General features: G+C 55.2%; 22 protein-coding genes. 17 read left to right on the plus strand and 5 right to left on the minus strand.

Annotated elements, in window-relative coordinates; translation table 11 throughout:
• Positions 1–13 precede the first annotated feature (13 nt).
• Both ubiE and rmuC read right to left on the minus strand, forming a co-directional pair.
• A complete protein-coding gene (ubiE, locus tag DA718_RS28055; protein WP_112217115.1) occupies positions 14–769 on the minus strand; it encodes a bifunctional demethylmenaquinone methyltransferase/2-methoxy-6-polyprenyl-1,4-benzoquinol methylase UbiE in 756 nt (251 codons plus the stop codon).
• A 70-nt stretch (positions 770–839) separates the two neighbouring features.
• Positions 840–2,288 carry a DNA recombination protein RmuC gene (gene rmuC / locus DA718_RS28060; RefSeq protein ID WP_112217099.1) on the minus strand — a complete coding sequence of 483 codons (1,449 nt, stop codon included), beginning with the start codon at positions 2,286–2,288 and terminating at the stop codon, positions 840–842.
• Between the two features lie 215 nt (positions 2,289–2,503).
• On the opposite strand from rmuC, the gene DA718_RS28065 reads away from it, so the two are divergent.
• From DA718_RS28065 to DA718_RS28090, 6 genes are all read left to right on the plus strand, one after another.
• Positions 2,504–3,253, plus strand: coding sequence for an IclR family transcriptional regulator (locus tag DA718_RS28065; protein ID WP_112217098.1), 750 nt, complete (start codon positions 2,504–2,506; stop codon positions 3,251–3,253).
• A gap of 54 nt (positions 3,254–3,307) precedes the next feature.
• Positions 3,308–4,279, plus strand: a complete 972-nt coding sequence (locus DA718_RS28070; RefSeq protein WP_112217097.1) for a 2-dehydro-3-deoxygalactonokinase — start codon at positions 3,308–3,310, stop codon at positions 4,277–4,279.
• 13 nt (positions 4,280–4,292) lie between these two features.
• Positions 4,293–4,919 carry a 2-dehydro-3-deoxy-6-phosphogalactonate aldolase gene (locus DA718_RS28075; protein ID WP_110277494.1) on the plus strand — a complete coding sequence of 209 codons (627 nt, stop codon included), beginning with the start codon at positions 4,293–4,295 and terminating at the stop codon, positions 4,917–4,919.
• A 105-nt stretch (positions 4,920–5,024) separates the two neighbouring features.
• Positions 5,025–5,999, plus strand: a complete 975-nt coding sequence (locus DA718_RS28080; RefSeq protein ID WP_112217096.1) for a Bug family tripartite tricarboxylate transporter substrate binding protein — start codon at positions 5,025–5,027, stop codon at positions 5,997–5,999.
• Positions 6,000–6,014: 15 nt separating this feature from the next.
• Complete coding sequence (locus DA718_RS28085; protein ID WP_227015970.1) at positions 6,015–6,515, plus strand: tripartite tricarboxylate transporter TctB family protein; 501 nt, start codon at positions 6,015–6,017, stop codon at positions 6,513–6,515.
• 12 nt (positions 6,516–6,527) lie between these two features.
• Complete coding sequence (locus DA718_RS28090; RefSeq protein WP_112217095.1) at positions 6,528–8,033, plus strand: tripartite tricarboxylate transporter permease; 1,506 nt, start codon at positions 6,528–6,530, stop codon at positions 8,031–8,033.
• A 66-nt stretch (positions 8,034–8,099) separates the two neighbouring features.
• On the opposite strand, the gene udp is transcribed toward DA718_RS28090, so the two are convergent.
• Positions 8,100–8,861 carry a uridine phosphorylase gene (udp, locus tag DA718_RS28095; RefSeq protein WP_112217094.1) on the minus strand — a complete coding sequence of 254 codons (762 nt, stop codon included), beginning with the start codon at positions 8,859–8,861 and terminating at the stop codon, positions 8,100–8,102.
• 268 nt (positions 8,862–9,129) lie between these two features.
• Between udp and DA718_RS28100 the strand changes: the two genes are divergently transcribed.
• Positions 9,130–9,942 carry a dienelactone hydrolase family protein gene (locus DA718_RS28100; RefSeq protein WP_112217093.1) on the plus strand — a complete coding sequence of 271 codons (813 nt, stop codon included), beginning with the start codon at positions 9,130–9,132 and terminating at the stop codon, positions 9,940–9,942.
• Positions 9,943–10,048: 106 nt separating this feature from the next.
• Here DA718_RS28100 and DA718_RS28105 read toward each other — a convergent pair whose 3' ends face one another.
• Both DA718_RS28105 and DA718_RS28110 read right to left on the minus strand, forming a co-directional pair.
• Complete coding sequence (locus DA718_RS28105; RefSeq protein WP_112217092.1) at positions 10,049–10,720, minus strand: transporter substrate-binding domain-containing protein; 672 nt, start codon at positions 10,718–10,720, stop codon at positions 10,049–10,051.
• A gap of 141 nt (positions 10,721–10,861) precedes the next feature.
• Positions 10,862–11,587 (minus strand): GntR family transcriptional regulator, encoded by a 726-nt coding sequence (locus DA718_RS28110; protein ID WP_112217091.1) that lies wholly within the window; start codon positions 11,585–11,587, stop codon positions 10,862–10,864.
• A gap of 145 nt (positions 11,588–11,732) precedes the next feature.
• Here DA718_RS28110 and DA718_RS28115 point away from each other — a divergent pair, with 145 nt between their 5' ends.
• From DA718_RS28115 to oadA, 10 genes are all read left to right on the plus strand, one after another.
• Entirely contained in the window at positions 11,733–12,527 is a 795-nt protein-coding gene (locus DA718_RS28115) for an amidohydrolase family protein (RefSeq protein ID WP_112217090.1), read from the plus strand.
• A 158-nt stretch (positions 12,528–12,685) separates the two neighbouring features.
• On the plus strand, positions 12,686–13,990 hold the full coding sequence (locus DA718_RS28120) for an SLC13 family permease (RefSeq protein ID WP_112217089.1): 1,305 nt from the start codon (positions 12,686–12,688) through the stop codon (positions 13,988–13,990).
• An 18-nt stretch (positions 13,991–14,008) separates the two neighbouring features.
• Complete coding sequence (gene citC, locus DA718_RS28125) at positions 14,009–15,067, plus strand: [citrate (pro-3S)-lyase] ligase (RefSeq protein WP_112217088.1); 1,059 nt, start codon at positions 14,009–14,011, stop codon at positions 15,065–15,067.
• The gene (gene citD / locus DA718_RS28130; protein WP_112217087.1) at positions 15,064–15,357 is read left to right on the plus strand and encodes a citrate lyase acyl carrier protein; all 294 of its coding nucleotides are present in this window, start codon (positions 15,064–15,066) and stop codon (positions 15,355–15,357) included. The genes citC and citD overlap by 4 nt, the downstream gene beginning before the upstream one ends.
• On the plus strand, positions 15,357–16,253 hold the full coding sequence (citE, locus tag DA718_RS28135) for a citrate (pro-3S)-lyase subunit beta (protein WP_112217086.1): 897 nt from the start codon (positions 15,357–15,359) through the stop codon (positions 16,251–16,253). Before citD ends, citE begins: the two co-directional genes overlap by 1 nt.
• 7 nt (positions 16,254–16,260) lie before the next feature.
• Positions 16,261–17,754: a citrate lyase subunit alpha gene (citF, locus tag DA718_RS28140; protein ID WP_112217085.1), complete on the plus strand. Its 1,494-nt coding sequence runs from the start codon at positions 16,261–16,263 to the stop codon at positions 17,752–17,754.
• Positions 17,754–18,671, plus strand: coding sequence for a triphosphoribosyl-dephospho-CoA synthase CitG (gene citG / locus DA718_RS28145; protein ID WP_227015971.1), 918 nt, complete (start codon positions 17,754–17,756; stop codon positions 18,669–18,671). Before citF ends, citG begins: the two co-directional genes overlap by 1 nt.
• Positions 18,672–18,682: 11 nt before the next feature.
• Entirely contained in the window at positions 18,683–21,280 is a 2,598-nt protein-coding gene (acnB, locus tag DA718_RS28150; protein WP_130624412.1) for a bifunctional aconitate hydratase 2/2-methylisocitrate dehydratase, read from the plus strand.
• Between the two features lie 131 nt (positions 21,281–21,411).
• Positions 21,412–21,663 carry an oxaloacetate decarboxylase subunit gamma gene (locus DA718_RS28155; RefSeq protein ID WP_130624413.1) on the plus strand — a complete coding sequence of 84 codons (252 nt, stop codon included), beginning with the start codon at positions 21,412–21,414 and terminating at the stop codon, positions 21,661–21,663.
• Between the two features lie 15 nt (positions 21,664–21,678).
• Positions 21,679–23,445 carry a sodium-extruding oxaloacetate decarboxylase subunit alpha gene (gene oadA / locus DA718_RS28160; RefSeq protein ID WP_112217433.1) on the plus strand — a complete coding sequence of 589 codons (1,767 nt, stop codon included), beginning with the start codon at positions 21,679–21,681 and terminating at the stop codon, positions 23,443–23,445.
• Positions 23,446–23,449 lie beyond the last annotated feature (4 nt).

Genomic DNA, 23,449 nt, shown 5'->3' on the forward strand with positions numbered 1-23,449 from the left:
AGCGTCCCTCCCGTCAGAACTTGTAACCACGGTGCAGCGCAACGATACCGGCCGTCAGGTTGTAGTAATCGACGCTTTCGAAACCTGCGTCCTGCATCATGCCTTTCAGAGTGTCCTGATCGGGGTGCATTCGGATAGATTCAGCAAGATAGCGGTAGCTTTCGGCGTCTTTAGCAACCAATTCGCCCACCCGAGGCAGGATATGGAAAGAGTAAGCGTCATAAGCCTTGCTGAGCGGCTCAATAATGGGTTTCGAGAATTCAAGCACCAGCAGGCGGCCGCCCGGCTTCAGCACGCGATACATAGATCGCAGCGCTTTTTCTTTGTCAGTCACGTTACGCAGGCCGAAAGAAATGGTGATGCAGTCAAAGGTGTTATCTGCAAAAGGTAGCGCTTCGGCGTTAGCCTGGACATATTCCACGTTACCGATAATGCCGATATTACGCAGCTTTTCGCGGCCCATCTTCAGCATAGAATCATTGATATCCGCCAGCATCACGCGGCCGGTTTCGCCCACCAGGCGAGAGAATTTCGCCGTCAGGTCGCCGGTACCGCCGGCCAGATCCAGCACGGTCTGCCCACGACGGACGCCGCTGCAATCGATGGTGAAACGCTTCCACAAACGATGAATACCGAACGACATCAAATCGTTCATCACATCATATTTTGCGGCTACAGAATGAAATACATGCGCCACCATGTCAGCTTTCTGTTCTTTGGCGACAGTCTGAAAGCCAAAATGCGTCGTTTCTTGTGAATCCTCAACCATCTCAATGCCTGCTTGCTTATCAAGAAAATGTTCGTCGAGTGTAACAGGTTTAGCGCGCTTCCCATACGCTTCAACGCGGCTGAGAGTGACCATCGTACACTGCAGCAGCTGCAGAATCTGATGAAAAATCGTTATCTTCCCGTTGGTTACCTTCATCCTCAAGACGGTATTCATCATCCTGCGCGGTTGCTTGTTCGACTAAGTCAGGATTAATCCCACGTTTGACTTCCACGCCCAGGCCACGGAACGATTCTGCCTGAACCAGCAGATTGCCACGCCCGGAAGCGAGCTTTTTCATCGCCTGACGATAGTTATCCTGGGCTTTATCCAGGCTCTGGCCGATAGTGGACATGTCGTCGACAAACAGGCGCATTTTGTCATACAGACGCCCCGCTCTTTCGGCAATTTTCTGCGCGTTACGGCTCTGATGCTCATAGCGCCACAGGTTGGCGATGGTACGCAGTGCGACCAGCAGCGTAGTCGGGCTAACCAACATAATGTTGTTCTTCAGCGCTTCGCTAATCAGCTCCGGCTGACGGTCAATCGCCAGCAGGAAGGCGGGTTCAACGGGGATAAACATCAGGACGTAGTCGAGCGAACGTAGCCCCGGCAGCTGTTGATAATCCTTACGCCCCAGCAGACGCATATGATTACGTACGGAAGCAATATGCTCCTGTAACGCCGTCTCGCGGGTGTAATCATCATCGGCATTAAAGTAGCGTTCATAGGCGACCAGAGTCATCTTGGCATCGATAACCACGTCTTTGCCCTGCGGAAGACGCACGATCACATCCGGCTGCATCCGTGAACGGTTGTCGGTTTCAATACTCACCTGCGTTTGATATTCATGGCCCTCCCGCAGCCCGGAAGCTTCCAGCACGCGGGTCAATACCACTTCTCCCCAGTTGCCCTGAGTTTTGTTATCACCCTTCAGCGCGCGCGTCAGGTTTAGCGCTTCCTGCGCCATTTGCGCATTAAGCTGCTGAAGGTTGCGGATTTCATGAGCCAGGGTATGACGCTCCCGCGCCTCCTGACCGAAGCTATCCTGAACCTGGCGGCGGAAACCATCCAGTTGCTCACGTAACGGGGTCAGCAGCCCGTTCAGACTCTGGCGATTCTGCTCATCCACCCGTCGGTTGCTGTGTTCGAATATTCGGTTTGCCAGATTCTCGAACTGCTCGCTAAGGCGCTGCTCGCTGTTAACCATCTGGCGAATTTTATCTTCCGCATGCATTTGCGTGGATTCAAGGCGGGTGGTCACTTCGCGGAGATCGGCCTCCAGCGACGTATTGATATCGCGCAGGCTGCGCAATTCGTTATTGAGCAGCTCGCACTCTTCTCGCCAGTGGGACTCTTGCACCAGTTGCTGACGCGCCGCGCTCAGCTCAATATCCAGCTCGCGCCGCTCTTCAATGAGATCGGCACGGATTTGATCGGCATGCGCTTTGGTCGCCAACCAGCCCACAATAAGCCCCACGGCCAGCGCCATAACGGCACTAATAATTATCGAGATATCCACAACGCCCCCAGCAGCAACCACTTACGTCACAAAATAGAATTGTGCTGTACAAACGTCCAGTTTAAAAGGGTTTTCCTGCGAGGGGCTACGCAAACATTCAACAAAAAATCCCACATATCGGGATGGCATCTTATAAATAGGGAATTTGTGCGGTAAATCACCATTATTACTATTGGGGTAAGGCAGAGTAACCACAAAATAAGAGGGCTTAATGGATGCTAAAAGAGATGCAGCACATCGCAGGAGCGCAAACGCTGCTTCGTGGATTAGCAGTGATTGATGCCGTGGCAACGGGGCACAGAGACTTAAAATCCATTAGCGAATTCACCGCTACACCAAAAAGCACGGCGCATCGTCTGGCTACCGCACTCGTGGAACAGCGCTATCTGCGCTATGCCGCAAATGTTGGCTACGATCTCGGCCCGCGGCTGATTGAACTGGGCGCACGAGCTCTGGATACCATCTCTCTACCGGCGCTGGCACGTCCATGGTTACAAAAACTCGCCGATACCACTAAAGACACGGTCCACCTGGGCGTACGTGAAGGTGATGAAGTGCTGTATCTGGAGAAAATTAACAGCCAGCGGGGACTGGAAATGCGTTCCCGTCCGGGCCACCGGATGCCGCTGGCATTAACCGGAATCGGCAAAGCCTTGTTGATAAATGATTCTCAGGATGATCTGCGGGCTCTCTTCCTGCGCCAGAGCACCGAACACTATCTGCAGCGTTTTCTGACGTGTATGCAGCGTTACTCCCAGGGAGGCTATGCGTTCGACCTGGAAGAAAACGAACCGACCATTCGCTGCGTAGCGGCCCCCATATTCGATGCCCGAAACCAGCTTATCGCCGCAATCTCGGTCGCCAGCACCGCAACCTATATGTCACGGGATCGAATGGATGCCCTGATTCCGCTTGTACGCTCCTACGCGGGCCATATTTCGGCGGAGCTTGGTTGGTCAGGCTAGCCGATTCGCCATTTTTACACCGCAGTCAACAACAAGGAGGTAAGAACAATCACCATGGATAACCACACACGTTTATTAGCACTGGACTGGGGAACCACCTCACTGCGCGCCTGGCGCCTTGGCGATAACGGCCAGCAGCTTGAGTCCAGAGATCTTCCCTACGGCATCATGAAGTTACCCGCCAATAAAGGAGGGAGACTGGCAGCGTTCCATGAGGCCTTTCTAGCGGCCTGCGGCGACTGGCTACAGACAACCGGCTGCCGGGACGTTATTGCCTGTGGGATGGTCGGCAGCGCCCAGGGCTGGAAAGAAGCCGCTTATTTACCCTGCCCCACCAGCCTGGCGGATTTTGCCGGGCAGCTATGCTCACTGGAGATATCGCCTTCAATACGCCTGTCAATCATTCCGGGCCTGGCAGTATATGGCGACGATCCGGAAGTGATGCGCGGTGAAGAAACGCAAGTTTTCGGCATCCTGTGCAGCCAGAGTGATAATAGCGGCGAAATGATCATCGGCATGCCGGGGACGCATTCCAAATGGGCGCTGGCTCAGCAAAACAGCGTGCTGGAGTTTCGCACATTTATGACCGGCGAACTCTTCGATGTCCTGAAAAACCACTCCATTCTTGGCGCCACAATGCAGCCCTCGCAGGAAACAGACTGGCAGGTATTCGATGATGGTGTCGCGACGGCTATCCGCCAAAAAGAAGCGGGGCTGCTTTCCACACTCTTCTCGACGCGTACCAAACTGCTGGCCGGACAAATCTCAAGCCGACAGCAGTCTGACTATCTTTCCGGACTGGTTATCGGCCATGAGCTTGCTGGCTTGCGCCAGACTCTACTGGCCGATGAGGAACGACGCCTGAACACACCGATCGTGCTCACCGGCAACCCACCCCTGTGTGAACGCTATCAGCGCGCCTTCCGTCAGACGATAGCGGATCGCCCAATTCAGTTTATCGCACAGGCCACCGTGGCTGGCCTGTGGCAAATCGCTTTACGCGCCAGGCTTATCCACGACGCATAACGGAGAGACACAGATGGATTTGAATAATTGCATTAAAGAACATGGACTTATCGCCATTCTGCGCGGAATCAAAACCGCAGAAGCGAAAGAGGCTGGCTTCGTGCTGTATGAAGAAGGTTTTCGTCTTATTGAAGTTCCACTCAACTCCCCTACGCCCTATGACAGCATTCAACTGTTACGCCAAACCTTGCCGGAAGATTGCGTAATTGGTGCCGGAACGGTGATGACCTTCCGGCAGGTTGAGCGGGTTAAACAAGCCGGGGGTCAGCTGATTGTGATGCCCCATAGCGACTGCGCGGTAATTGCTGCCGCTAAAAATGCAGGTCTGCTTTGCACCCCTGGAGCCGCTACGTTGACGGAGGCCTTTGCCGCTATAGAACACGGTGCGGATGCGGTCAAAGTGTTCCCGGCAGAGCAGATAACGCCCGCGGTTATTAAAGCCTGGAGAGCCGTCGTACCGCCCCACATTCCCCTTCTCCCGGTTGGCGGCATCACACCGGAAAAAATGCAAGATTACCTCAGCGCAGGCGCGGATGGATTTGGTCTGGGTGGGGCGCTTTATAAGCCAGGCGATAGCGTAAAAGAGGTTCGTCAGGCCGCCAGTGAGTTTATCTCAGCCTGGCAACAACGCGTACGTTAAATGTACCGATATTTCTATCTCCAGTAAGTGATTCGGGTGAACGAACGCAACCAACGCACCCGCAGCTTGAAAGACGACGAGTATAAACAATAATAAGGGATTACTATGATTAGACATCTTACCAGGCCATTACAATATCTCTCTGCAGTTCTCGTTGCCGGAACGCTGCTAAGCGCATTACCTGCGCAAGCGGCTAAATATCCCACCAAACAAATCGATCTTGTTGTGCCTTATTCCGCCGGTGGCGGTACCGACCTGGTCGCCCGTGCCTTCGCCGACGCCGCAAAAGCACATTTGCCCGTTAGCATCGGAGTCATTAACAAGCCCGGCGGCAGCGGCGCTATCGGCTTTACCGAAATCGCTACAGCCCGGCCTAACGGCTATAAAATCGGACTTGGTACCGTCGAGCTGACTACCCTCCCCAGCCTTGGAATGGTCAGTTTCAAAACCGACAGTTTTAAACCCATCGCTCGTCTGAACGCTGACCCGGCGGCTATCACCGTCAGCGCCGATGCGCCGTGGAATACCATTGATGAATTCCTTAAGTGGGCCAAAGAAAACCCCGGTAAAGTGCGTATCGGCAACTCCGGGACCGGTGCTATCTGGCACCTGGCCGCGGCGGCTCTGGAAGACAAAGCCGACGTGAAGTTTACCCACGTTCCTTACGATGGCGCCGCGCCCGCAGTAACTGGTCTGCTGGGCCATCACATTGAAGCGGTTGCTGTTAGCCCAGGGGAGGTCATCAACCATGTTAATGGCGGCAAGCTGAAAATACTGGCGATCATGACGGATGAACGCATGAAGAGCATTCCTGATGTTCCCACGCTAAAAGAGCAAGGTATCGATCTCTCCATCGGTACCTGGCGTGGCCTGATCGTACCGAAAAACACCCCGCAGGATATCGTGGACACCTTGTCTGTTGCGGCCAAAGCCACGGCTGAAGAGCCTGCTTTTCAGGATGCCCTGAATAAACTAAATCTAAACTATGCCTGGCTTGAAGGTGCTGCTTTCCAGCAGCAGATTAACGAGCAGCAGGCTTATTTTGCCGAGCTGTTGAGCAAACTCGGTCTGAAAAAATAACGGGCAGGTACGGTTATGTCGATAAAAGCTGAATCGCCCTCTTTAACCGTACCGCATCGCCGTCTCTCCCCGGTCGTGATGAGCGTGGGAGTTTTACTGTGCGTGATTGCGTGCGCGGTCATCGTGACTGCGCACAATTTCCCGGCTACGGCGATCGAGACGGATATTGGCGCTGGCGCCTTTCCCCGGTTTTATGCAGGCGCGCTCATAGTGCTGGCCGTCCTGTTAGTGGCAAGCGACTGGCTAACAAACCACGCCGACGATGTTCACCACGAGCCCTCCCACTATGGTCGCGTTGCGGCAGGAGTCGGTATCGTCGCGGGATACATCGTATTGTTAAGCTTCGTGGGCTATCTCATTGCAACGCCGCTTTTCTTAATGGCGCTGATGATAATTATGAACCTGAGAAGGCTATGGCTGACGCTGACGCTCGCCATCGCTATCACCCTGATTCTGTGGCTGCTTTTTTCTATGGCGCTGCAGGTACCGCTGCCTGTGGGTTCTTTATTCGAATAACTGGAGCCTGAAATGTTTAGTAGCGATCTGTTATTACAAGGCTTCACGCATTTACTCTCCAACCCGATGGCGTTGGTGTTAGCCTCATTCGGCGTGATGCTGGGCATTATGATTGGCGCATTACCGGGCCTGACCGCCACCATGGGCGTCGCGATATTGCTCCCCTTCACTTACGGTATGGATCCCGTATCAGGTTTATTAATGATTTGCGGGGTCTTTTTCGGCGGCGTCTACGGTGGGTCAATTACTGCGATATTGTTAAAAATCCCCGGAACCCCGGCAGCAGCGGCAACGGCAATCGACGGCTACGAACTCACCCGACAAGGGAAAGCCGGGATGGCGCTAAGCGCAGCGACGTTCTCTTCCTTCGCTGGCGGCATATTGAGTATTGTCGTACTGATGTTTCTGGCCCCGATTCTCGCCGGATGGGCATTAAAATTCAGCGCCTCCGAGTCCTTCGCCCTGGCCATATTTGGCCTGAGCATTATCGCCAGCATATCCGGTAAGTCGCTAATTAAGGGGCTAATCTCCGGCATCGGCGGTTTGCTTATTGCGACCATCGGCCTCGATCCTATGGGCGGTTTTCCTCGCTTTACCGGCGGTTTTGTCGAACTGATGAATGTGCCCTTTATTCCTGTGATGATTGGCCTGTTTGCCGCCTCCGAAGCGTTTAAGACGCTGGAAAAAGACGATGCGGTTCGCCATGGCGCAAAAGTGGTTATCGGCAGCCTGCTGCTTCCCTGGAAGGTTATACGGCGACTGCTGGTGACGATTCTCCACTCTGCCGGATTGGGCATTTTCATTGGCATGATCCCTGGAGCCGGAGCCGATATTGCCGCTTTCGTTGCCTACAACGAAACCAAGCGCTTTAGCAAAACGCCGGAAAACTTCGGCAAAGGTGAAATTACAGCCGTCTCCTCCTGTGAAGCAGGTGCTAACGGCTGTACCGGCGGCGCGCTGCTGCCGATGCTGACGCTTGGGATTCCGGGGGATGCGGTTACCGCCATTATGCTTGGTGCGCTAACGTTACAAGGTATGCAGCCGGGGCCGCTGATGTTCACTGAGCACGGCGATATGGTGTACACGCTGTTTATCGGCATGATCTTTTGCTACTTCATGCTACTGATTTTGGGTCTTCTGTCCCTGAAGGTGGTCAGCAATGTGGTCAAAATACCAACCCATATTCTGACGCCGCTAATCCTCGCGCTTTGCGTAGTCGGTACCTATGCGCTGAATAACAGCCTGTTCGATGTCGGGATTATGCTGATCGCTGGCGTAGTGGGCTACTTTATGCAAAGAGGGGGATATCCAGCGTCTCCGGTCGTTCTGGCGCTGATTATGGGCCCCATGGCGGAAAGCAATCTTCGTCGCGCGTTGTCCCTTTCTGCCGGAAGCTGGGATTTTCTCTACACTCGTCCAATAACGCTGGCATTACTTACTCTCGCAACGATAACGTTACTGACTCCGGTCGTTCGGGGGCTTTGGGCATTTCGTAAGAATTTACAGACGCAGGTATGATGGAATCCCCGGATACTAACCCGGGGTAAAACTGAAGCCCCGGCAAAGATTGCCGGGGCTTTTTTATTACAGCAGGCGGCGCGCCGCTTCCACGACGATTTTCACCGCATGGCTTTCGGTTTGCTTCATGGTTTCCGCGTTTGGAATTTCCTGCTGGGTACGGTTGACGATAACACCGGCAACCATCCCGGCACGCAGGCCCTGGCTGGCGCACATGGTCAGCAATGTGGCGGATTCCATTTCATAGTTCATCACACCCATCGACTGCCACTCTTCCATCGAACCTTTAAAGCGACTCACCACGCGGCCAGAGAAGGTGTCGTAACGCTCCTGGCCCGGATAGAAGGTGTCGGAAGAGGCAGTGACGCCGACATGAGTGGTCGCACCGATGGATTTCGCTGCTTCAACCAGCGCGGTAGTACATTCGAAATCGGCTACCGCCGGGAATTCCATTGGCGCGAAGTGCAGACTTGCACCGTCGAGGCGAACGGAAGCTGTGGTCACCAGAACGTCGCCCACATTAATGTGCGGCTGAATAGCGCCGGTGGTGCCAATACGCAGGAAGGTACGGATACCCAATTGGGCCAGTTCTTCCACAGCAATAGAGGTAGATGGGCCGCCGATACCGGTAGAGCAGACAATCACTGCTTTACCATCCAGTTCAGCACGCCAGGTGGTAAATTCGCGATGAGATGCCAGTTTGACCGGCTTATCCATCAGCACGGCGATCTTTTCCACACGCTCCGGATCGCCAGGGACGATAGCCAGCGTAGCCCCTTGTAAATCGTTCTTGGTGAGGCCGAGATGAAAAACATCAGACTTAGACATAAAAAAACTCCTCTGTGGGTCGAATTATCAGCAGAAGCAAAACGGTACTTTACAGAAGCTGCTGAGACTATTTTGTGACACCAATCACCACGGATGAAATTCATTGCAATAGATTGCCATCGAATAGTGATGAAAGTCACATTAATAAGTTAATCTGGAGAGTACTGAACAAAAGATAGCCTGTTTCAGGCACTGTGTTTTGTTAACGTCCTGTCCAGAGCAACTATAGTTATTAATGCGCTAATAAATTAAGGGTACGGAGAATACCATGACGACAATTAAGCAAACCGGTTTTGCACCTGCAGCCACGCCGCACGCCTCTACTGCCGTTCACACGTCAGATGAAAATATCATCTCCGGGGAGACATCAATCCCTTCTCAGGGGGATAACATGCCAGCCTTCCATGCCCGTCCGGGCAACGTCGACGGTCCGCTACCGGTCGTCATCGTTGTACAGGAAATTTTCGGCGTGCATGAACATATCCGCGATATTTGCCGCCGTCTGGCGCAGGAAGGGTATCTGGCTATCGCACCAGAGCTGTACTTCCGCCAGGGCGATCCCAATGATTACAACGATATTCCTTCTTTATTTCAGGGGTTGGTCAAAAAGGTGCCGGATTCTCAGGTACTGGCTGACCTCGATCACGTCGCCAGCTGGGCTTCCCGCCACGGTGGCGATGCCCATCGTCTGCTTATTACCGGTTTCTGCTGGGGCGGTCGCATCACCTGGCTGTACGCCGCACATAACCCGCAGCTAAAAGCCGCCGTTGCCTGGTACGGCAAGCTGGTCGGTGAGAAAACATTAAACTCACCGAAACATCCGGTGGACATTGCCGTTGATCTGAACGCCCCGGTTTTAGGACTTTACGGCGCGAAAGATGACAGCATCCCGCAGGATACGGTTGAAACCATGCGTCAGGCTCTACGAGCCGCCAACGCGACGGCGGAAATCGTAGTCTATCCGCAGGCCGACCACGCCTTTAATGCTGACTACCGAGCCAGCTATCATGAAGAGTCAGCAAAAGACGGCTGGCAGCGAATGCTGGCATGGTTTGCCCAGTACGGTGGGAAGCGAGGTTAACCACCGTCTGCGGACTGGTAGCCCGGACAGGCGCGTCAAGCGCCGCCTCCGGGAAATGTACCGGGCCTGATGCATCGGCGTGGCTTCTTCCCGATTAATGGAAAGGTCAGACATAAATATGGCGGGCAACCAGCGCCGCCAGCGTCCCGTCCTGCTGCCACTGTCTCACCAACGCCTCCATCCGCTCATAATAGTGCGGAACCGCGCGCGGCACGCAGATGGCCTGCTGAATCTGGCTATAGTTGTCAGGCAGCACTCGAACGCTATCTTGCCCCAGGGCGGCGGCTTCCAGCAGCTGGCGAATATTCGCCACCATATCCCCCTTACCGGCCAGAAAAGCGCTGAGCGCCTGCTGAGTGGTGGGATATTCGCAAAGGCGGGCGTGTTTTAATGTCCGAATGAGCGGCAATGAATAGGCAGAACCCCTTCCGACGTTAATCGTCACGCCTTCACGGTCCATCTCATGAACCGAATGGACCTCGCTATCGCGACGCACCAGAACGGTACAGTCGATAGTAAGATAGGGTGAGGTAAAACTCAGCTCATTTTCACGTGCCGGATCCACCGCCAGAAAAGCAATATCCCATTGATTATTCGAAGCATCGTCAACGATATGTTTTGCTGCGGGGTAAGGTTTCAGCAGCTCCGGCTGCTGGCAAGAGTGCGCAATTTTTCGCGCCAGATCGACTGTGAGTCCCTGTAACGATCCGTCGGTTAACTGTTCAGCGAGCAAAGCATTGCCTAAGTTAATCGCAAAACGTAAAGCTGATGATGGCATGGCTCGTTCCTTATCGGCAACTCGATCGTCTTGATAGCTATGCGCAGAAAGCCGCTGAAGTGATTTTTCAAATCCACTTTTAATAACTTAATTATGGCACCCTGCCCTACATGTCAGATAACAGAGGTGGTTGTTTAATCTCTATTTATCCCGATAGGTGCTGTACTGGAATTCATATTCTTCACGATACCAGGTTTCGCCCCACAGGATCAGTTTGTCATCGCCTGCCAGGCAAGTATGTTGACGCACCATCACCGGCCGGCTGCGTTTAATATCCAGAAATTTTGCCACTTCTTGCCCCGGCAGCGCGACGCGAACCTGGTTATGAATGGTATGAATAATAATACCCAGCTGTTGCTCAAATAGCGTCTGTAACGCCAGCGTTTCCAGCGAGGCGACGGCAATATTGGCCGCTATTTCGGCATCAAGATAGCGAATTTCGACCGCCAGCGGCTTCCCGTCGATAAGGCGTAAACGAACCAGACGGTATATTTTCGCACCGGCATTAAGCCGTAAATTTGCCAGTAAAGCAGGTGTTGACGGGACTTCGCCAAAGAAGAAAACCTGGTACTGAATAGAAAGATTACTTTCCTGCAAATCTTTCTCGAAAAAGCCAAGTTCTTGCTTTCTGACGCGCGTCACAATCGGCGCGGTTTTGACGAACGTTCCTTTGCCGCGCACGCGCTCAATAAGCCCTTCGCTTAGTAAACCGTGCATCGCATGAACCACGGTGGCGCGAGTGGTGGAAAATTGTTGGGCCAGTTCATTCTCGGACGGCAGCTTATGACCAGGTGGATAATCCCCCCGCTTAATGCCGCTGCGAAGTTGTTCCTGGATCTGCACATAGATCGGTAAAACGTGAGCCATGTAGAAGTATCTCTATTTGCCAGGTTGTATAGTCAACTAAAAGTTGTATAGTCAACTACACAACTCAAAGGTGGACATTCAGGCTCTCTACAGAGCCAGCAACAGTCATTTTATCGTTATCTCACTGAAAAAGGATAAAATTTAGATGCATTTTGATACTCATGCTCATGTTTTTACCACCGGCTTACCGCTGGCAGAGCATTGCCGCTATGTACCGGAGTACGATGCAGCACCAGCGCAATACCTTGCGCAACTGGATAAGCACCATATCGATAAAGCGATTCTGATCCAGCCCAGTTTTCTGGGTACCGATAATAGCTATATGCTGGACGCAATTCGCCAGTCGCCAGACCGTTTTTACGGCGTTGCGGTTATCGACCCTAATACGCCATTTGATACCATGGAAGCGCTTAAACAGCAGGGCATTATCGGCGTACGTTTGAATCTCATTGGCCAAGATCTTCCAGACTTAACAACATCGGTCTGGCAGCAGCATCTGCGCAATATAAAAGCGCTTGGCTGGCATATTGAACTTCATCGTCCGGTAGCGGATTTAGTCCCTCTACTTGGCATACTACTCGCCGCCGATGTAAAAATTGTGATCGACCACTTTGGTCTGCCTGCTGAAAAAGAGAAAGACCCAGGTTTCATCTATCTTCTCAATCATGCAGAAACCGGTAAAATATGGATAAAAATCTCCGCCAGCTATCGAAATGGTAGTAAAGAAAAGCCGACAGATAATACGAAGATGCTAGTTCCACTACTATTAAAACACTTTGGTCCTGAGCGATTAATGTGGGGTAGTGATTGGCCGCATACGCGCTACGAAGACAGCATGAGCTATACGAAAGCAATAGATGAAATATATAACTGGGAATTAACAAATACTCAACGCGATAATATTTTTTGTCAAAGCGTTATAGAACTCATTAATGGGTGAGTATTAACCTAAAAACAATACAGCATATATCATTACAATAATATATATTTTGGCAAGGGTTGAAGTCCCATTCACAAAATATATGAATAAAAACCGATATCAAAGCCGTTATTTTCGGTTGCTGCCCCATTTCCGATAACACGGTAAAAGGACTTATCATGAACATCAGCATGATAGTAATACTCTCTATTGTGATCTCTATTGCGTTAGGTTACCGCACAAAAATAAACACCGGTTTATTCGCAATTGTATTCGCGTACCTTATAGGTTGTTTCCTGCTGGATATGAAGGCCGGGGAAGTTATCAAAACATGGCCGATCAGTATTTTCTTTGTTATTTTTGCCGTTTCACTTTTTTATAACTTCGCGTTAATTAACGGTACGTTAGAAAAGCTGGCCATGCATTTACTCTACTTATGCCGCCACTTTCCTAAATTTTTGCCATTGGTCATTTACTTTGCCGCGACTTTTGTCGCCAGCCTGGGTGCGGGTTTCTTCACCGTTCTCGCTTTCTTCGCACCGTTAACGCTGCTGCTGTGCCGCAAAACGGGGATGAATAAGCTGGTCGCTGCCGTCGCCGTCAACTATGGCGCTCTGGGCGGGGCGAATTTTATGACCAGCGCCAGCGGTGTCGTATTCCGTGGGCTTATCGATAACGCGGGCTACAGCGCAAACTCCTTTATTTACGCGTCATCTATTTTCCTAGTTTCCTTCCTCTTACCGATAGTCGTTATTTTACTATTAATCTTCCTGACCAACCGCGGAAATCAAGGCATTACCGGCTCATTGCAGGTTGAAAAGCCGGACGCGTTCGATAGCAAACAGAAACTAAACCTGCTGCTTATCTTTGCCATGCTGCTGGTGGTTCTGGCGTTCCCGGTGATGCACCTCATCATGCCGGATTCCGCAAACATCAAATTTATCAATGCCAGAGTGGATGTCGGCCTGGTCTCGATTGTGTTTGCCGTGATCTCTCTATTCCTCAAGCTTGGCGATGAGAAAAAAGCCATTGCCCTGGTGCCGTGGAATACGCTGATCATGATCTGCGGCGTCGGGATGCTGATTCAGATCGCCATCAAAGCCGGGACCATCGATATGCTGGCGAGCTGGGTAGGCTCAAGCCTGCCTGCGACCGTTGTTCCCTTCGCGTTGGCAATTATCGGCGGCATGATGTCATTCTTCAGCAGTACCCTCGGCGTCGTCTGTCCGGCCCTATTCCCAATTATTCCGTCAATTGCGGCCTCCACCGGTATTAACGCCATGGTGCTATTTACCGCCACGGTCATTGGCGCGCAGGCAACGGCAATATCACCATTCTCTTCCGGCGGTAGCCTGCTTCTCGGCTCCTGTTCTGAAGATAAAGAACGTAATGAATTGTTCCCTACCCTGCTGTTTAAGGCGGTACCAATGTGCGTGTTCTTCGCACTATTAAGCGTCGCCATCATGATGATATTTTTTAATTAAGAGAGAGGAGGGTCGATAATGGATACCACCACGATTATAAGCAGAGTGACCAACAAGAACACGGCAAAAATAGCCGAGATCGCTCATTTTCTTCAGGCTAATAATCTGGATATCGACCCTCATGTTGCCGATTTCGTGGTACTTCGCCAGCAGGGAAATATCGTCGCCTGCGGCGGGGTAGATGGCGAAATAATTAAATGCGTCGCTATTTCCCCGCAGCTCCGCGGCCAGGGCGTATTGCTCAAACTGGTCACCGAACTGATTAATATCGCCGTAGAGGGCGGCAATAGCACATTATTCGTTTATACCAGCAACCATAACGAGCATCTATTTCGTCATTGCGGTTTCACCACGTTGGTTTCTATTCCTGACTGCATGGTGTTAATGGAAAATAGCGGCTCGCACCTGACACGTTATTTACAACAACTGGCGCAATGGCGTAAGCCCGGCAAGCGTATTGCCGCCATCGTGATAAACGCCAATCCCTTTACCAACGGGCATCTGCATCTTATTCGCTATGCCGCGACGCATTTTGACTGGCTACATCTGTTTCTGGTCAACGAAGATGCCGCCCAGTTTCCGTTCGCCGACCGCCTCGCGCTGGTGCGTGACGCGACGCAGGGTATCGCGAAACTGACGGTGCATCCCGGCTCGCAATATATGATTTCGCGCGCCACTTTTCCGGCCTACTTCCTGAAAGAGCAGGCGCTGGTTGAACGCTGCTACACGCAAATCGATATCACGCTTTTTCGCCAATATATCGCCCCGGTATTGGGTATCACGCACCGCATCGTCGGGAACGAACCTTTCTGCCCAATCACCGCGCGCTATAACCAGGACATGCGCCATTGGTTAAGCACGCCAGAGCACCCCTTCGCACCGGTCGAACTCGTTGAGATTTCGCGGCTGCAATGGCAAGGCACGCCCGTTTCCGCATCCCGGGTTCGCCGCCTGCTACAGCAAAATCGTTTAGCTGAGGTCGCCCCGCTGGTACCTGACACCACCCTACGTTATCTGAAACGCCAGCAGAACACAGCCCTGGCGAACACGACCAAGACCCCCACAGGAGCATTATGAAACAGATAGTCCCCGCCGTTGCCGGGACTCTGGAGTCCAGCGATGTGATGATCCGCATCGAACCGTTGACCTCGGAGCAACCGCCGGAAATTGAAATATCCAGCTCGGTCCAGAAGCAGTTTGGCGATGCCATTCGCGCCACCCTGGATGCGGTACTGCAACAACACGCAATCCACGGTGTCGCCGTGATCGTTGATGACAAAGGCGCGCTGGACTGTGTGCTGCGCGCACGGCTGGAAACTGCGCTGATGCGCGCGGGCGCGCTGACGCAGTGTTGGGGGGAAAAATAATGACGCCAGAACGTAAAAACCGCCTGCGTCGCAGCATGTTGTTCGTCCCTGGTGCTAACGCCGCCATGCTGAGCAACGCCTTTATTTACCCGGCCGATGCGCTGATGTTCGACCTGGAAGACGCCGTGGCCGTTCGCGAAAAGGACGCCGCCCGCCGCCTGGTCTACCACGCGTTGCAGCACCCGTTGTACCGCGATATCGAGACCATTGTTCGCGTTAACGCCCTGGATTCACAGTGGGGTATCGATGACCTGGAGGCCGTAGTGCGCGCCGGGGTCGATATCGTCCGTCTGCCGAAAACCGACACCGCAGATGATGTTATTGCGATGGAAAAAGAGATTGCTCGCATCGAACAGGAATGCGGACGCAAACCCGGCAGCACCGGCATGCTGGCGGCGATTGAATCGGCAAAAGGCATTCTGCAAGCTCCGGCCATTGCCCTGGCTTCGCCGCGTTTAATCGGCATCGCGCTGGGCGCGGAAGATTACGTGCGCGATATCCGTACCGAACGCTCCGCTGACGGCATCGAGCTGCTGTTTGCCCGCTGCACCATCCTGCAGGCGGCGCGGGCGGCGGGCATTCAGGCATTCGATACCGTCTACAGCGACGCCAACAACGAAGAGGGCTTCCTGCACGAAGCCGCGCACATCAAACAGCTCGGCTTCGACGGCAAATCGCTGGTCAACCCGCGACAAATCACCCTACTGCATAACCTCTACGCCCCGACGCAAAAAGATGTCGATCACGCACGGCGCGTGGTTGAAGCCGCAGAAGCCGCAGAACGCGAAGGCCTGGGCGTCGTCTCTCTCAACGGCAAGATGATCGACAGTCCGATTATCGCTCGCGCCCACCTGGTGCTGTCCCGCGCTGAACTTTCCGGCGTCCGTGAGGAGTAAAACCGCCATGAATCATACTCAAGACTTATCCCAGATCATCGGTGAACTAACACCATTTGCCGACACCGACAAGCAAACCCAGCGCCAGCAGCGCCGGGCTAAAACCTGCACTTCACTGGAAGAGGCCGTGCGCCGCAGCGGGCTGCGCGACGGTATGACCATCTCTTTCCATCACGCCTTTCGCGGCGGCGACTTGACGCTGAATCTGGTGATGGACCAGTTGGCGGCAATGGGTTTTAAAAATCTCACTTTAGCCTCCAGCTCCCTGAGCGCCTGCCATGCGCCGCTGATCGGCCATATCCGCAGCGGGGTAGTTAGCCGGATTTACACCTCCGGGCTGCGCGGCCCGCTGGCGGAAGAGATTTCCCGTGGGCTGATGGCGAACCCGGTGCAAATTCACTCCCACGGCGGTCGCGCCCACCTGGTCAAAAGCGGCGAGCTGAACATTGATGTCGCCTTCCTCGGCGTCCCGGCCTGCGATGATATGGGCAATGCCAACGGCTATACCGGTAGCGCCACCTGTGGTTCGCTGGGCTACGCAATGGTCGATGCACAGCACGCAGACCAGGTGGTACTGCTGACGGAAGATATCCTGCCCTACCCGCACCACCCGGCCAGCATCAGGCAGGATCAGGTCGATCTGGTGGTTCAGGTGGAATGCGTTGGCGATGCGGAAAAAATTGGTGCCGATGCGACCCGCATGACCTCCAACCCCCGCGAGCTACAAATTGCACAGAACGCCGCGCAGGTCATTGAGGCTTCAGGTTATTTCCGCGAAGGTTTCTCGCTGCAAACCGGTACCGGCGGCGCGGCGCTGGCGGTGACTCGCTTCCTCGGCGAGAAAATGCGCCGCAAAAATATCCGTGCGGATTTTGCGCTGGGCGGCATTACCGCCACCATCGTTGGCCTGCACGAAGAGGGCTACATCCGTCGCCTGCTTGACGTGCAGGGGTTTGACAGCGTCGCCGCCCGCTCGCTGGCGCGTAATCCAAACCATATCGAAATCAGCGCCAACGAATACGCTAACTTCAGCTCCAAAGGCGCATCGGTTAACAAGCTGGACGTAGTGGTACTGAGCGCGCTGGAAATCGATACCGGCTTTAACGTCAACGTGCTGACCGGCTCGGACGGCGTACTGCGCGGAGCATCCGGCGGACACTGCGACACGGCGGTCGGCTCGGCGCTGTCAATTATCGTCGCCCCGCTAGTGCGTGGACGCATTCCGACCGTGGTCGATAAGGTGCTAACCCGCATCACCCCCGGCTCCAGCGTGGATGTGCTGGTGACCGACCACGGCGTGGCGGTCAACCCGGCACGACCAGAGCTGGCACAGCGTCTCCAGGCCGCCGGGTTAAAAACCGTTACCGTGGAATGGCTCTGCGACCGCGCGCGCCAGCTGACGGATCAACCACAGCCGATCGCCTTTACTGATAAACCTATCGCTATCGTGCGCTATCGGGACGGCTCGGTGATCGATGTCGTTTATCAGGTCCGCGATTAATGATGCAAACGATGCCTCTCGAATCCTGGGACGCGCCCGTCGCGCGTCAGGAAAAGCTGCCGCAGGCTTACCTCAGCCGCTATTACGCCAGGCTCGCCTGCCGGGCTATGCAAACGGAAGCCCGGCTGACGCCTAAACCCGGCCTGGTTGACGGCAGAAATACCGGCGCTCATCAGGATATGGCGCTGCCTGATTTTCTGCGTAGCGCCAACGCTATCACCCATATTCTCCCTCAGTTTGTCGACGAGGGGATTGCCAGCGCAGCGCTCGATACCGACGGCGTTCTGGCTCGCCTGAAGCCCATCGGATTACGTTGTGAAACGGCAATGCTGCGCGCCACGGGAGGCGTCAACACCCATAAAGGCGCCATCTTTACGCTCGGACTGTTCTGCGCCGCGCTGGGTCGTCACGAAACAACGGGACAACCGCTCACCCCCAACGCGCTGGCGGCAACCGTTGCCAAATTTTGCCACGGCATCGTTGAACGCGAGCTGGTGGAGCTTCGCGGTCTGACGCCGCTGACCGCCGGACAGCGGCTGTTTATCACCCTCGGCTTAACCGGCGCACGCGGTGAGGCACAGGCAGGATACCCGCAGGTTATCGATCACGCCCTGCCCCGCTATCGTCAGTTGCGCCGCGAAGGGCTAAGCGAGGAGCTGGCGCTGCTCAATACCCTGCTGCTCATTATGTCGCGCAACGACGATACCTGCGTTGCATCGCGCGGCGGGAGCAAGGGGCTGAAGTGGATACAGCGTCAGGCGCAGCAGTTGCTCAACGTCGGCGGGATCCGCTCGCCCGAGAACCTCTCCCTGTTGCAGCAGCTCGATGACCTCTGTATTTCCCGCAACCTCAGCCCAGGCGGCAGCGCTGATTTACTCATCCTGACCTGGTTTTTATCTCATTTTACTCAAGAATAAGGATTATCACTGTGCTGGAAGAATACCGTAAGCACGTAGCTGAGCGTGCCGCCGAAGGGATTGTTGCAAAACCCTTAGATGCAACCCAAATGGCCGGCCTGGTTGAGCTGCTGAAGAATCCGCCTGCTGGCGAAGAAGAATTCCTGTTAGATCTGTTAATTAACCGTGTACCGCCGGGCGTCGACGAAGCCGCCTATGTTAAAGCCGGATTCCTTGCCGCAATCGCCAAAGGCGAAGCGACTTCCCCGCTGGTTACCCCTGAAAAAGCCATCGAACTGCTGGGCACCATGCAGGGCGGTTACAACATTCATCCGCTGATTGATGCGCTGGACGACGCAAAACTGGCGCCGATTGCCGCGAAAGCGCTTTCCCATACCCTGCTGATGTTCGATAACTTCTACGACGTGGAAGAGAAAGCCAAAGCGGGCAATGAATATGCACAGCAGGTCATGCAATCCTGGGCAGACGCCGAGTGGTTCCTGAACCGTCCGCAGCTGGCTGAAAAAATCACCGTCACCGTTTTTAAAGTCACCGGCGAAACCAACACCGATGACCTGTCTCCGGCCCCTGATGCCTGGTCCCGCCCGGATATCCCGCTGCACGCTCTGGCGATGCTGAAAAACGCCCGTGAAGGCATTGACCCGGATCAGCCGGGCAGCGTTGGCCCGATCAAACAGATCGAAGCGTTGCAGCAGAAAGGTTTTCCTCTGGCCTACGTTGGCGACGTGGTGGGGACCGGTTCTTCCCGCAAATCGGCCACCAACTCGGTGCTGTGGTTTATGGGCGACGATATCCCGAACGTGCCGAACAAGCGCGGCGGCGGTCTTTGCCTCGGTGGTAAAATTGCCCCTATCTTCTTCAACACTATGGAAGATGCGGGCGCGCTGCCGATTGAAGTGGACGTCAACAAACTGAACATGGGTGACGTGATTGACGTTTATCCGTTCAAAGGTGAAGTGCGTAACCACGAAACCAACGAACTGCTGGCTAACTTTGAGCTGAAAACCGACGTGCTGGTTGACGAAGTGCGCGCCGGTGGCCGTATTCCGCTGATTATCGGTCGTGGTCTGACGACCAAAGCGCGTGAAGCGCTGGGTCTGCCGCACAGCGACGTTTTCCGTCAGGCGAAAGATGTGGCGGAAAGCAATCGTGGCTACTCTCTGGCGCAGAAAATGGTGGGTCGCGCCTGCGGCGTGGCCGGTATCCGTCCGGGTGCTTACTGCGAGCCGAAGATGACCTCCGTCGGTTCTCAGGACACCACCGGTCCAATGACCCGTGATGAACTGAAAGACCTGGCGTGCCTGGGCTTCTCGTCTGACCTGGTGATGCAGTCCTTCTGCCACACGGCGGCGTATCCGAAGCCGGTTGACGTGACCACGCACCACACGCTGCCAGACTTCATCATGAACCGTGGCGGTGTGTCGCTGCGTCCGGGTGACGGCGTTATCCACTCCTGGCTGAACCGTATGCTGCTGCCGGATACCGTGGGTACCGGCGGTGATTCCCATACCCGTTTCCCGATTGGCATTTCCTTCCCGGCGGGCTCTGGCCTGGTGGCGTTTGCTGCGGCGACCGGCGTGATGCCGCTGGATATGCCGGAATCCGTTTTAGTTCGTTTCAAAGGCAAGATACAGCCAGGTATCACCCTGCGCGATCTGGTGCACGCGATCCCGCTGTATGCAATCAAACAGGGCCTGCTGACCGTTGAGAAGAAAGGTAAGAAAAACATCTTCTCCGGCCGCATCCTGGAAATTGAAGGTCTGCCGGATCTGAAAGTCGAACAGGCGTTTGAACTGACCGATGCTTCCGCTGAGCGTTCTGCTGCTGGCTGTACCATCAAACTGAACAAAGAGCCGATCGTTGAGTACCTGACTTCGAACATCGTGCTGCTGAAGTGGATGATCGCGGAAGGGTACGGCGATCGCCGTACGCTGGAACGTCGCGTGCAGGGCATGGAGAAATGGCTGGCGGATCCGCAATTGCTGGAAGGTGATGCGGATGCAGAGTATGCAGCGGTGATCGACATCGATCTGGCGGATATCAAAGAGCCAATCCTGTGTGCGCCGAACGATCCGGACGACGCGCGTCTGCTGTCCGATGTGCAGGGCGAGAAGATCGACGAAGTGTTTATCGGTTCCTGCATGACCAACATCGGCCACTTCCGTGCCGCCGGTAAGCTGCTGGACAGCCACAAAGGCCAGCTGCCAACCCGCCTGTGGGTGGCCCCGCCAACCCGTATGGACGCCGCGCAGCTGACCGAAGAAGGCTACTACAGCGTGTTTGGTAAGAGCGGTGCGCGCATTGAAATCCCGGGCTGTTCGCTGTGCATGGGTAACCAGGCGCGTGTAGCCGACGGTGCGACGGTCGTCTCGACTTCAACCCGTAACTTCCCGAACCGTTTAGGTACCGGTGCGAACGTCTTCCTGGCTTCTGCGGAGCTGGCGGCAGTCGCGGCGCTTATCGGTAAGCTGCCGACGCCGGAAGAGTACCAGACCTACGTTGCGCAGGTGGATAAGACGGCGGCGGATACCTACCGCTATCTGAACTTCGACCAGTTGGGTCAGTACACGGAAAAAGCGAATAAAACCCTTTTCCAAATAACTCTTTAATTCTGTATCTGCGCAGCAGCACTGGCAGAAGAGTGGGCAATGGTCATCACCTGCGAGGGTGAAGGGAAATCCAAAATGCCAACGACTGTTATCCCTCTGACGCGACGCTGCTGCGCATTCAGGAAAATACAATGACTGATAATGCACTGCTACTAAAAGAAGGCTTCACCCTGATGTTCCTCGGCATGGGATTCGTGCTGGCGTTTCTGTTCCTGCTGATTTTCGCCATCCAGGGCATGTCCGTCGCCGTCAACCGCTTCTTCCCTGAACCGGCCCCGGCGCCCAAAGCGGCTCCCGTTGCCGCCGCGCCCGCTGACGACTTCGCCCGCTTAAAGCCGGTGATTGCCGCCGCTATCCACCACCATCGCCGCCTTAACCCTTAATTCACGGAGCATTCCATGACCGTTGCCATTACCGATGTCGTCCTGCGCGACGCCCACCAGTCCCTTTTCGCCACCCGCCTGCGCCTTGACGATATGCTGCCGATTGCCGCTCAGCTCGACGACGTGGGCTACGGCTCCCTCGAATGCTGGGGCGGCGCCACCTATGACGCCTGCATCCGCTTTCTCGGCGAAGACCCGTGGGTCCGCCTGCGCGAGCTGAAAAAAGCCATGCCGAAGACCCCGCTGCAGATGCTGCTGCGCGGCCAGAACCTGCTCGGCTACCGCCACTACGCCGATGACGTGGTGGAGCGCTTCGTTGAACGCGCCGTTAAAAACGGCATGGACGTGTTCCGCGTCTTCGACGCCATGAACGACCCGCGCAATATGAAGGCGGCTTTACAAGCCGTGCGCAGCCACGGTGCGCACGCTCAGGGCACGCTCTCGTACACCACCAGCCCGGCGCACACCCTGCAGACCTGGCTGGACCTGACCGAACAGCTGCTGGAAACCGGCGTCGATTCCATCGCCATCAAGGATATGTCCGGCATTCTCACCCCGTCGGCGGCCTTTGAGCTGGTGAGCGAAATCAAAAAACGCCACGACGTGCGCCTGCACCTGCACTGCCACGCCACCACCGGGATGGCGGAGATGGCCCTGCTGAAGGCCATCGAAGCGGGTGTTGACGGCGTCGACACCGCCATCTCTTCCATGAGCGCCACCTACGGCCACCCGGCCACCGAGGCGCTGGTCGCCACCCTCGCCGGGACACAGTACGACACCGGGCTGGATATCCTGAAGCTGGAGAGCATCGCCGCGTACTTCCGCGAGGTGCGCAGGAAGTACCACGCCTTTGAAGGCCAGCTGAAGGGCTACGACAGCCGTATTCTGGTGGCCCAGGTGCCGGGCGGGATGCTCACTAATCTCGAGGGTCAGCTGAAGCAGCAGAACGCCGCCGACAGGCTGGATGAGGTGCTGGCGGAAATTCCCCGCGTGCGCGAGGACCTCGGTTTTATCCCGCTGGTCACCCCGACCTCGCAGATTGTCGGCACCCAGGCGGTGCTTAACGTCCTCACCGGCGAGCGCTACAAAACTATCGCTAAAGAAACGGCGGGGATTCTGAAAGGCGAATACGGCCATACTCCGGTACCGGTGAATGCGGCATTGCAGGCCCGCGTGCTGGAAGGAGCTGCCCCGGTGACCTGCCGCCCGGCGGACCTGCTGAAACCGGAGCTGGCGCAGCTTGAGGCCGACGTGAAGCGCCAGGCGCAGGAGAAGGGTATTCAGCTTGCGGAAAACGCCATCGACGACGTGCTGACCGTGGCGCTGTTCCCGCAAATCGGCCTCAAATTCCTTGAGAACCGCCACAACCCGGCGGCGTTTGAGCCGGTGCCGCAGGCGGAAACCGCGCAGCCGGTGGCAAAAGCAGAAAAACCGGCCGCTTCCGGTATTTACACCGTGGAGGTGGAAGGTAAGGCCTTTGTGGTCAAAGTCAGCGACGGCGGCGATATCAGCCAGTTGACGGCGGTTGCACCTGCCTCCACGCCAGCCGCTGCCGCTCCGGCCGGCGCAGGCACCCCGGTCACCGCGCCGCTGGCGGGCAACATCTGGAAGGTAATTGCCACAGAGGGCCAGATGGTGGCGGAAGGCGACGTGCTGCTGATTCTGGAAGCCATGAAGATGGAAACCGAAATCCGCGCCGCGCAGGCCGGGACCGTGCGCGGTATCGCCGTGAAGTCCGGGGACGCGGTCGCCGTGGGCGACACCCTGATGCAGCTGGCGTAAGGAA

This window comes from Klebsiella huaxiensis, from assembly GCF_003261575.2.
GTDB classification, from domain to species: domain Bacteria; phylum Pseudomonadota; class Gammaproteobacteria; order Enterobacterales; family Enterobacteriaceae; genus Klebsiella; species Klebsiella huaxiensis.

Coding starts and splice junctions, on each gene's coding strand:
- ubiE (WP_112217115.1), bottom strand. CDS start 769: ATGGTTGAGGATTCACAAGAAACGACGCATTTTGGCTTTCAGACTGTC.
- DA718_RS28065 (WP_112217098.1), top strand. CDS start 2,504: ATGCTAAAAGAGATGCAGCACATCGCAGGAGCGCAAACGCTGCTTCGT.
- DA718_RS28070 (WP_112217097.1), top strand. CDS start 3,308: ATGGATAACCACACACGTTTATTAGCACTGGACTGGGGAACCACCTCA.
- DA718_RS28075 (WP_110277494.1), top strand. CDS start 4,293: ATGGATTTGAATAATTGCATTAAAGAACATGGACTTATCGCCATTCTG.
- DA718_RS28080 (WP_112217096.1), top strand. CDS start 5,025: ATGATTAGACATCTTACCAGGCCATTACAATATCTCTCTGCAGTTCTC.
- DA718_RS28085 (WP_227015970.1), top strand. CDS start 6,015: ATGTCGATAAAAGCTGAATCGCCCTCTTTAACCGTACCGCATCGCCGT.
- DA718_RS28090 (WP_112217095.1), top strand. CDS start 6,528: ATGTTTAGTAGCGATCTGTTATTACAAGGCTTCACGCATTTACTCTCC.
- udp (WP_112217094.1), bottom strand. CDS start 8,861: ATGTCTAAGTCTGATGTTTTTCATCTCGGCCTCACCAAGAACGATTTA.
- DA718_RS28100 (WP_112217093.1), top strand. CDS start 9,130: ATGACGACAATTAAGCAAACCGGTTTTGCACCTGCAGCCACGCCGCAC.
- DA718_RS28105 (WP_112217092.1), bottom strand. CDS start 10,720: ATGCCATCATCAGCTTTACGTTTTGCGATTAACTTAGGCAATGCTTTG.
- DA718_RS28110 (WP_112217091.1), bottom strand. CDS start 11,587: ATGGCTCACGTTTTACCGATCTATGTGCAGATCCAGGAACAACTTCGC.
- DA718_RS28115 (WP_112217090.1), top strand. CDS start 11,733: ATGCATTTTGATACTCATGCTCATGTTTTTACCACCGGCTTACCGCTG.
- DA718_RS28120 (WP_112217089.1), top strand. CDS start 12,686: ATGAACATCAGCATGATAGTAATACTCTCTATTGTGATCTCTATTGCG.
- citC (WP_112217088.1), top strand. CDS start 14,009: ATGGATACCACCACGATTATAAGCAGAGTGACCAACAAGAACACGGCA.
- citD (WP_112217087.1), top strand. CDS start 15,064: ATGAAACAGATAGTCCCCGCCGTTGCCGGGACTCTGGAGTCCAGCGAT.
- citE (WP_112217086.1), top strand. CDS start 15,357: ATGACGCCAGAACGTAAAAACCGCCTGCGTCGCAGCATGTTGTTCGTC.
- citF (WP_112217085.1), top strand. CDS start 16,261: ATGAATCATACTCAAGACTTATCCCAGATCATCGGTGAACTAACACCA.
- citG (WP_227015971.1), top strand. CDS start 17,754: ATGATGCAAACGATGCCTCTCGAATCCTGGGACGCGCCCGTCGCGCGT.
- DA718_RS28155 (WP_130624413.1), top strand. CDS start 21,412: ATGACTGATAATGCACTGCTACTAAAAGAAGGCTTCACCCTGATGTTC.
- oadA (WP_112217433.1), top strand. CDS start 21,679: ATGACCGTTGCCATTACCGATGTCGTCCTGCGCGACGCCCACCAGTCC.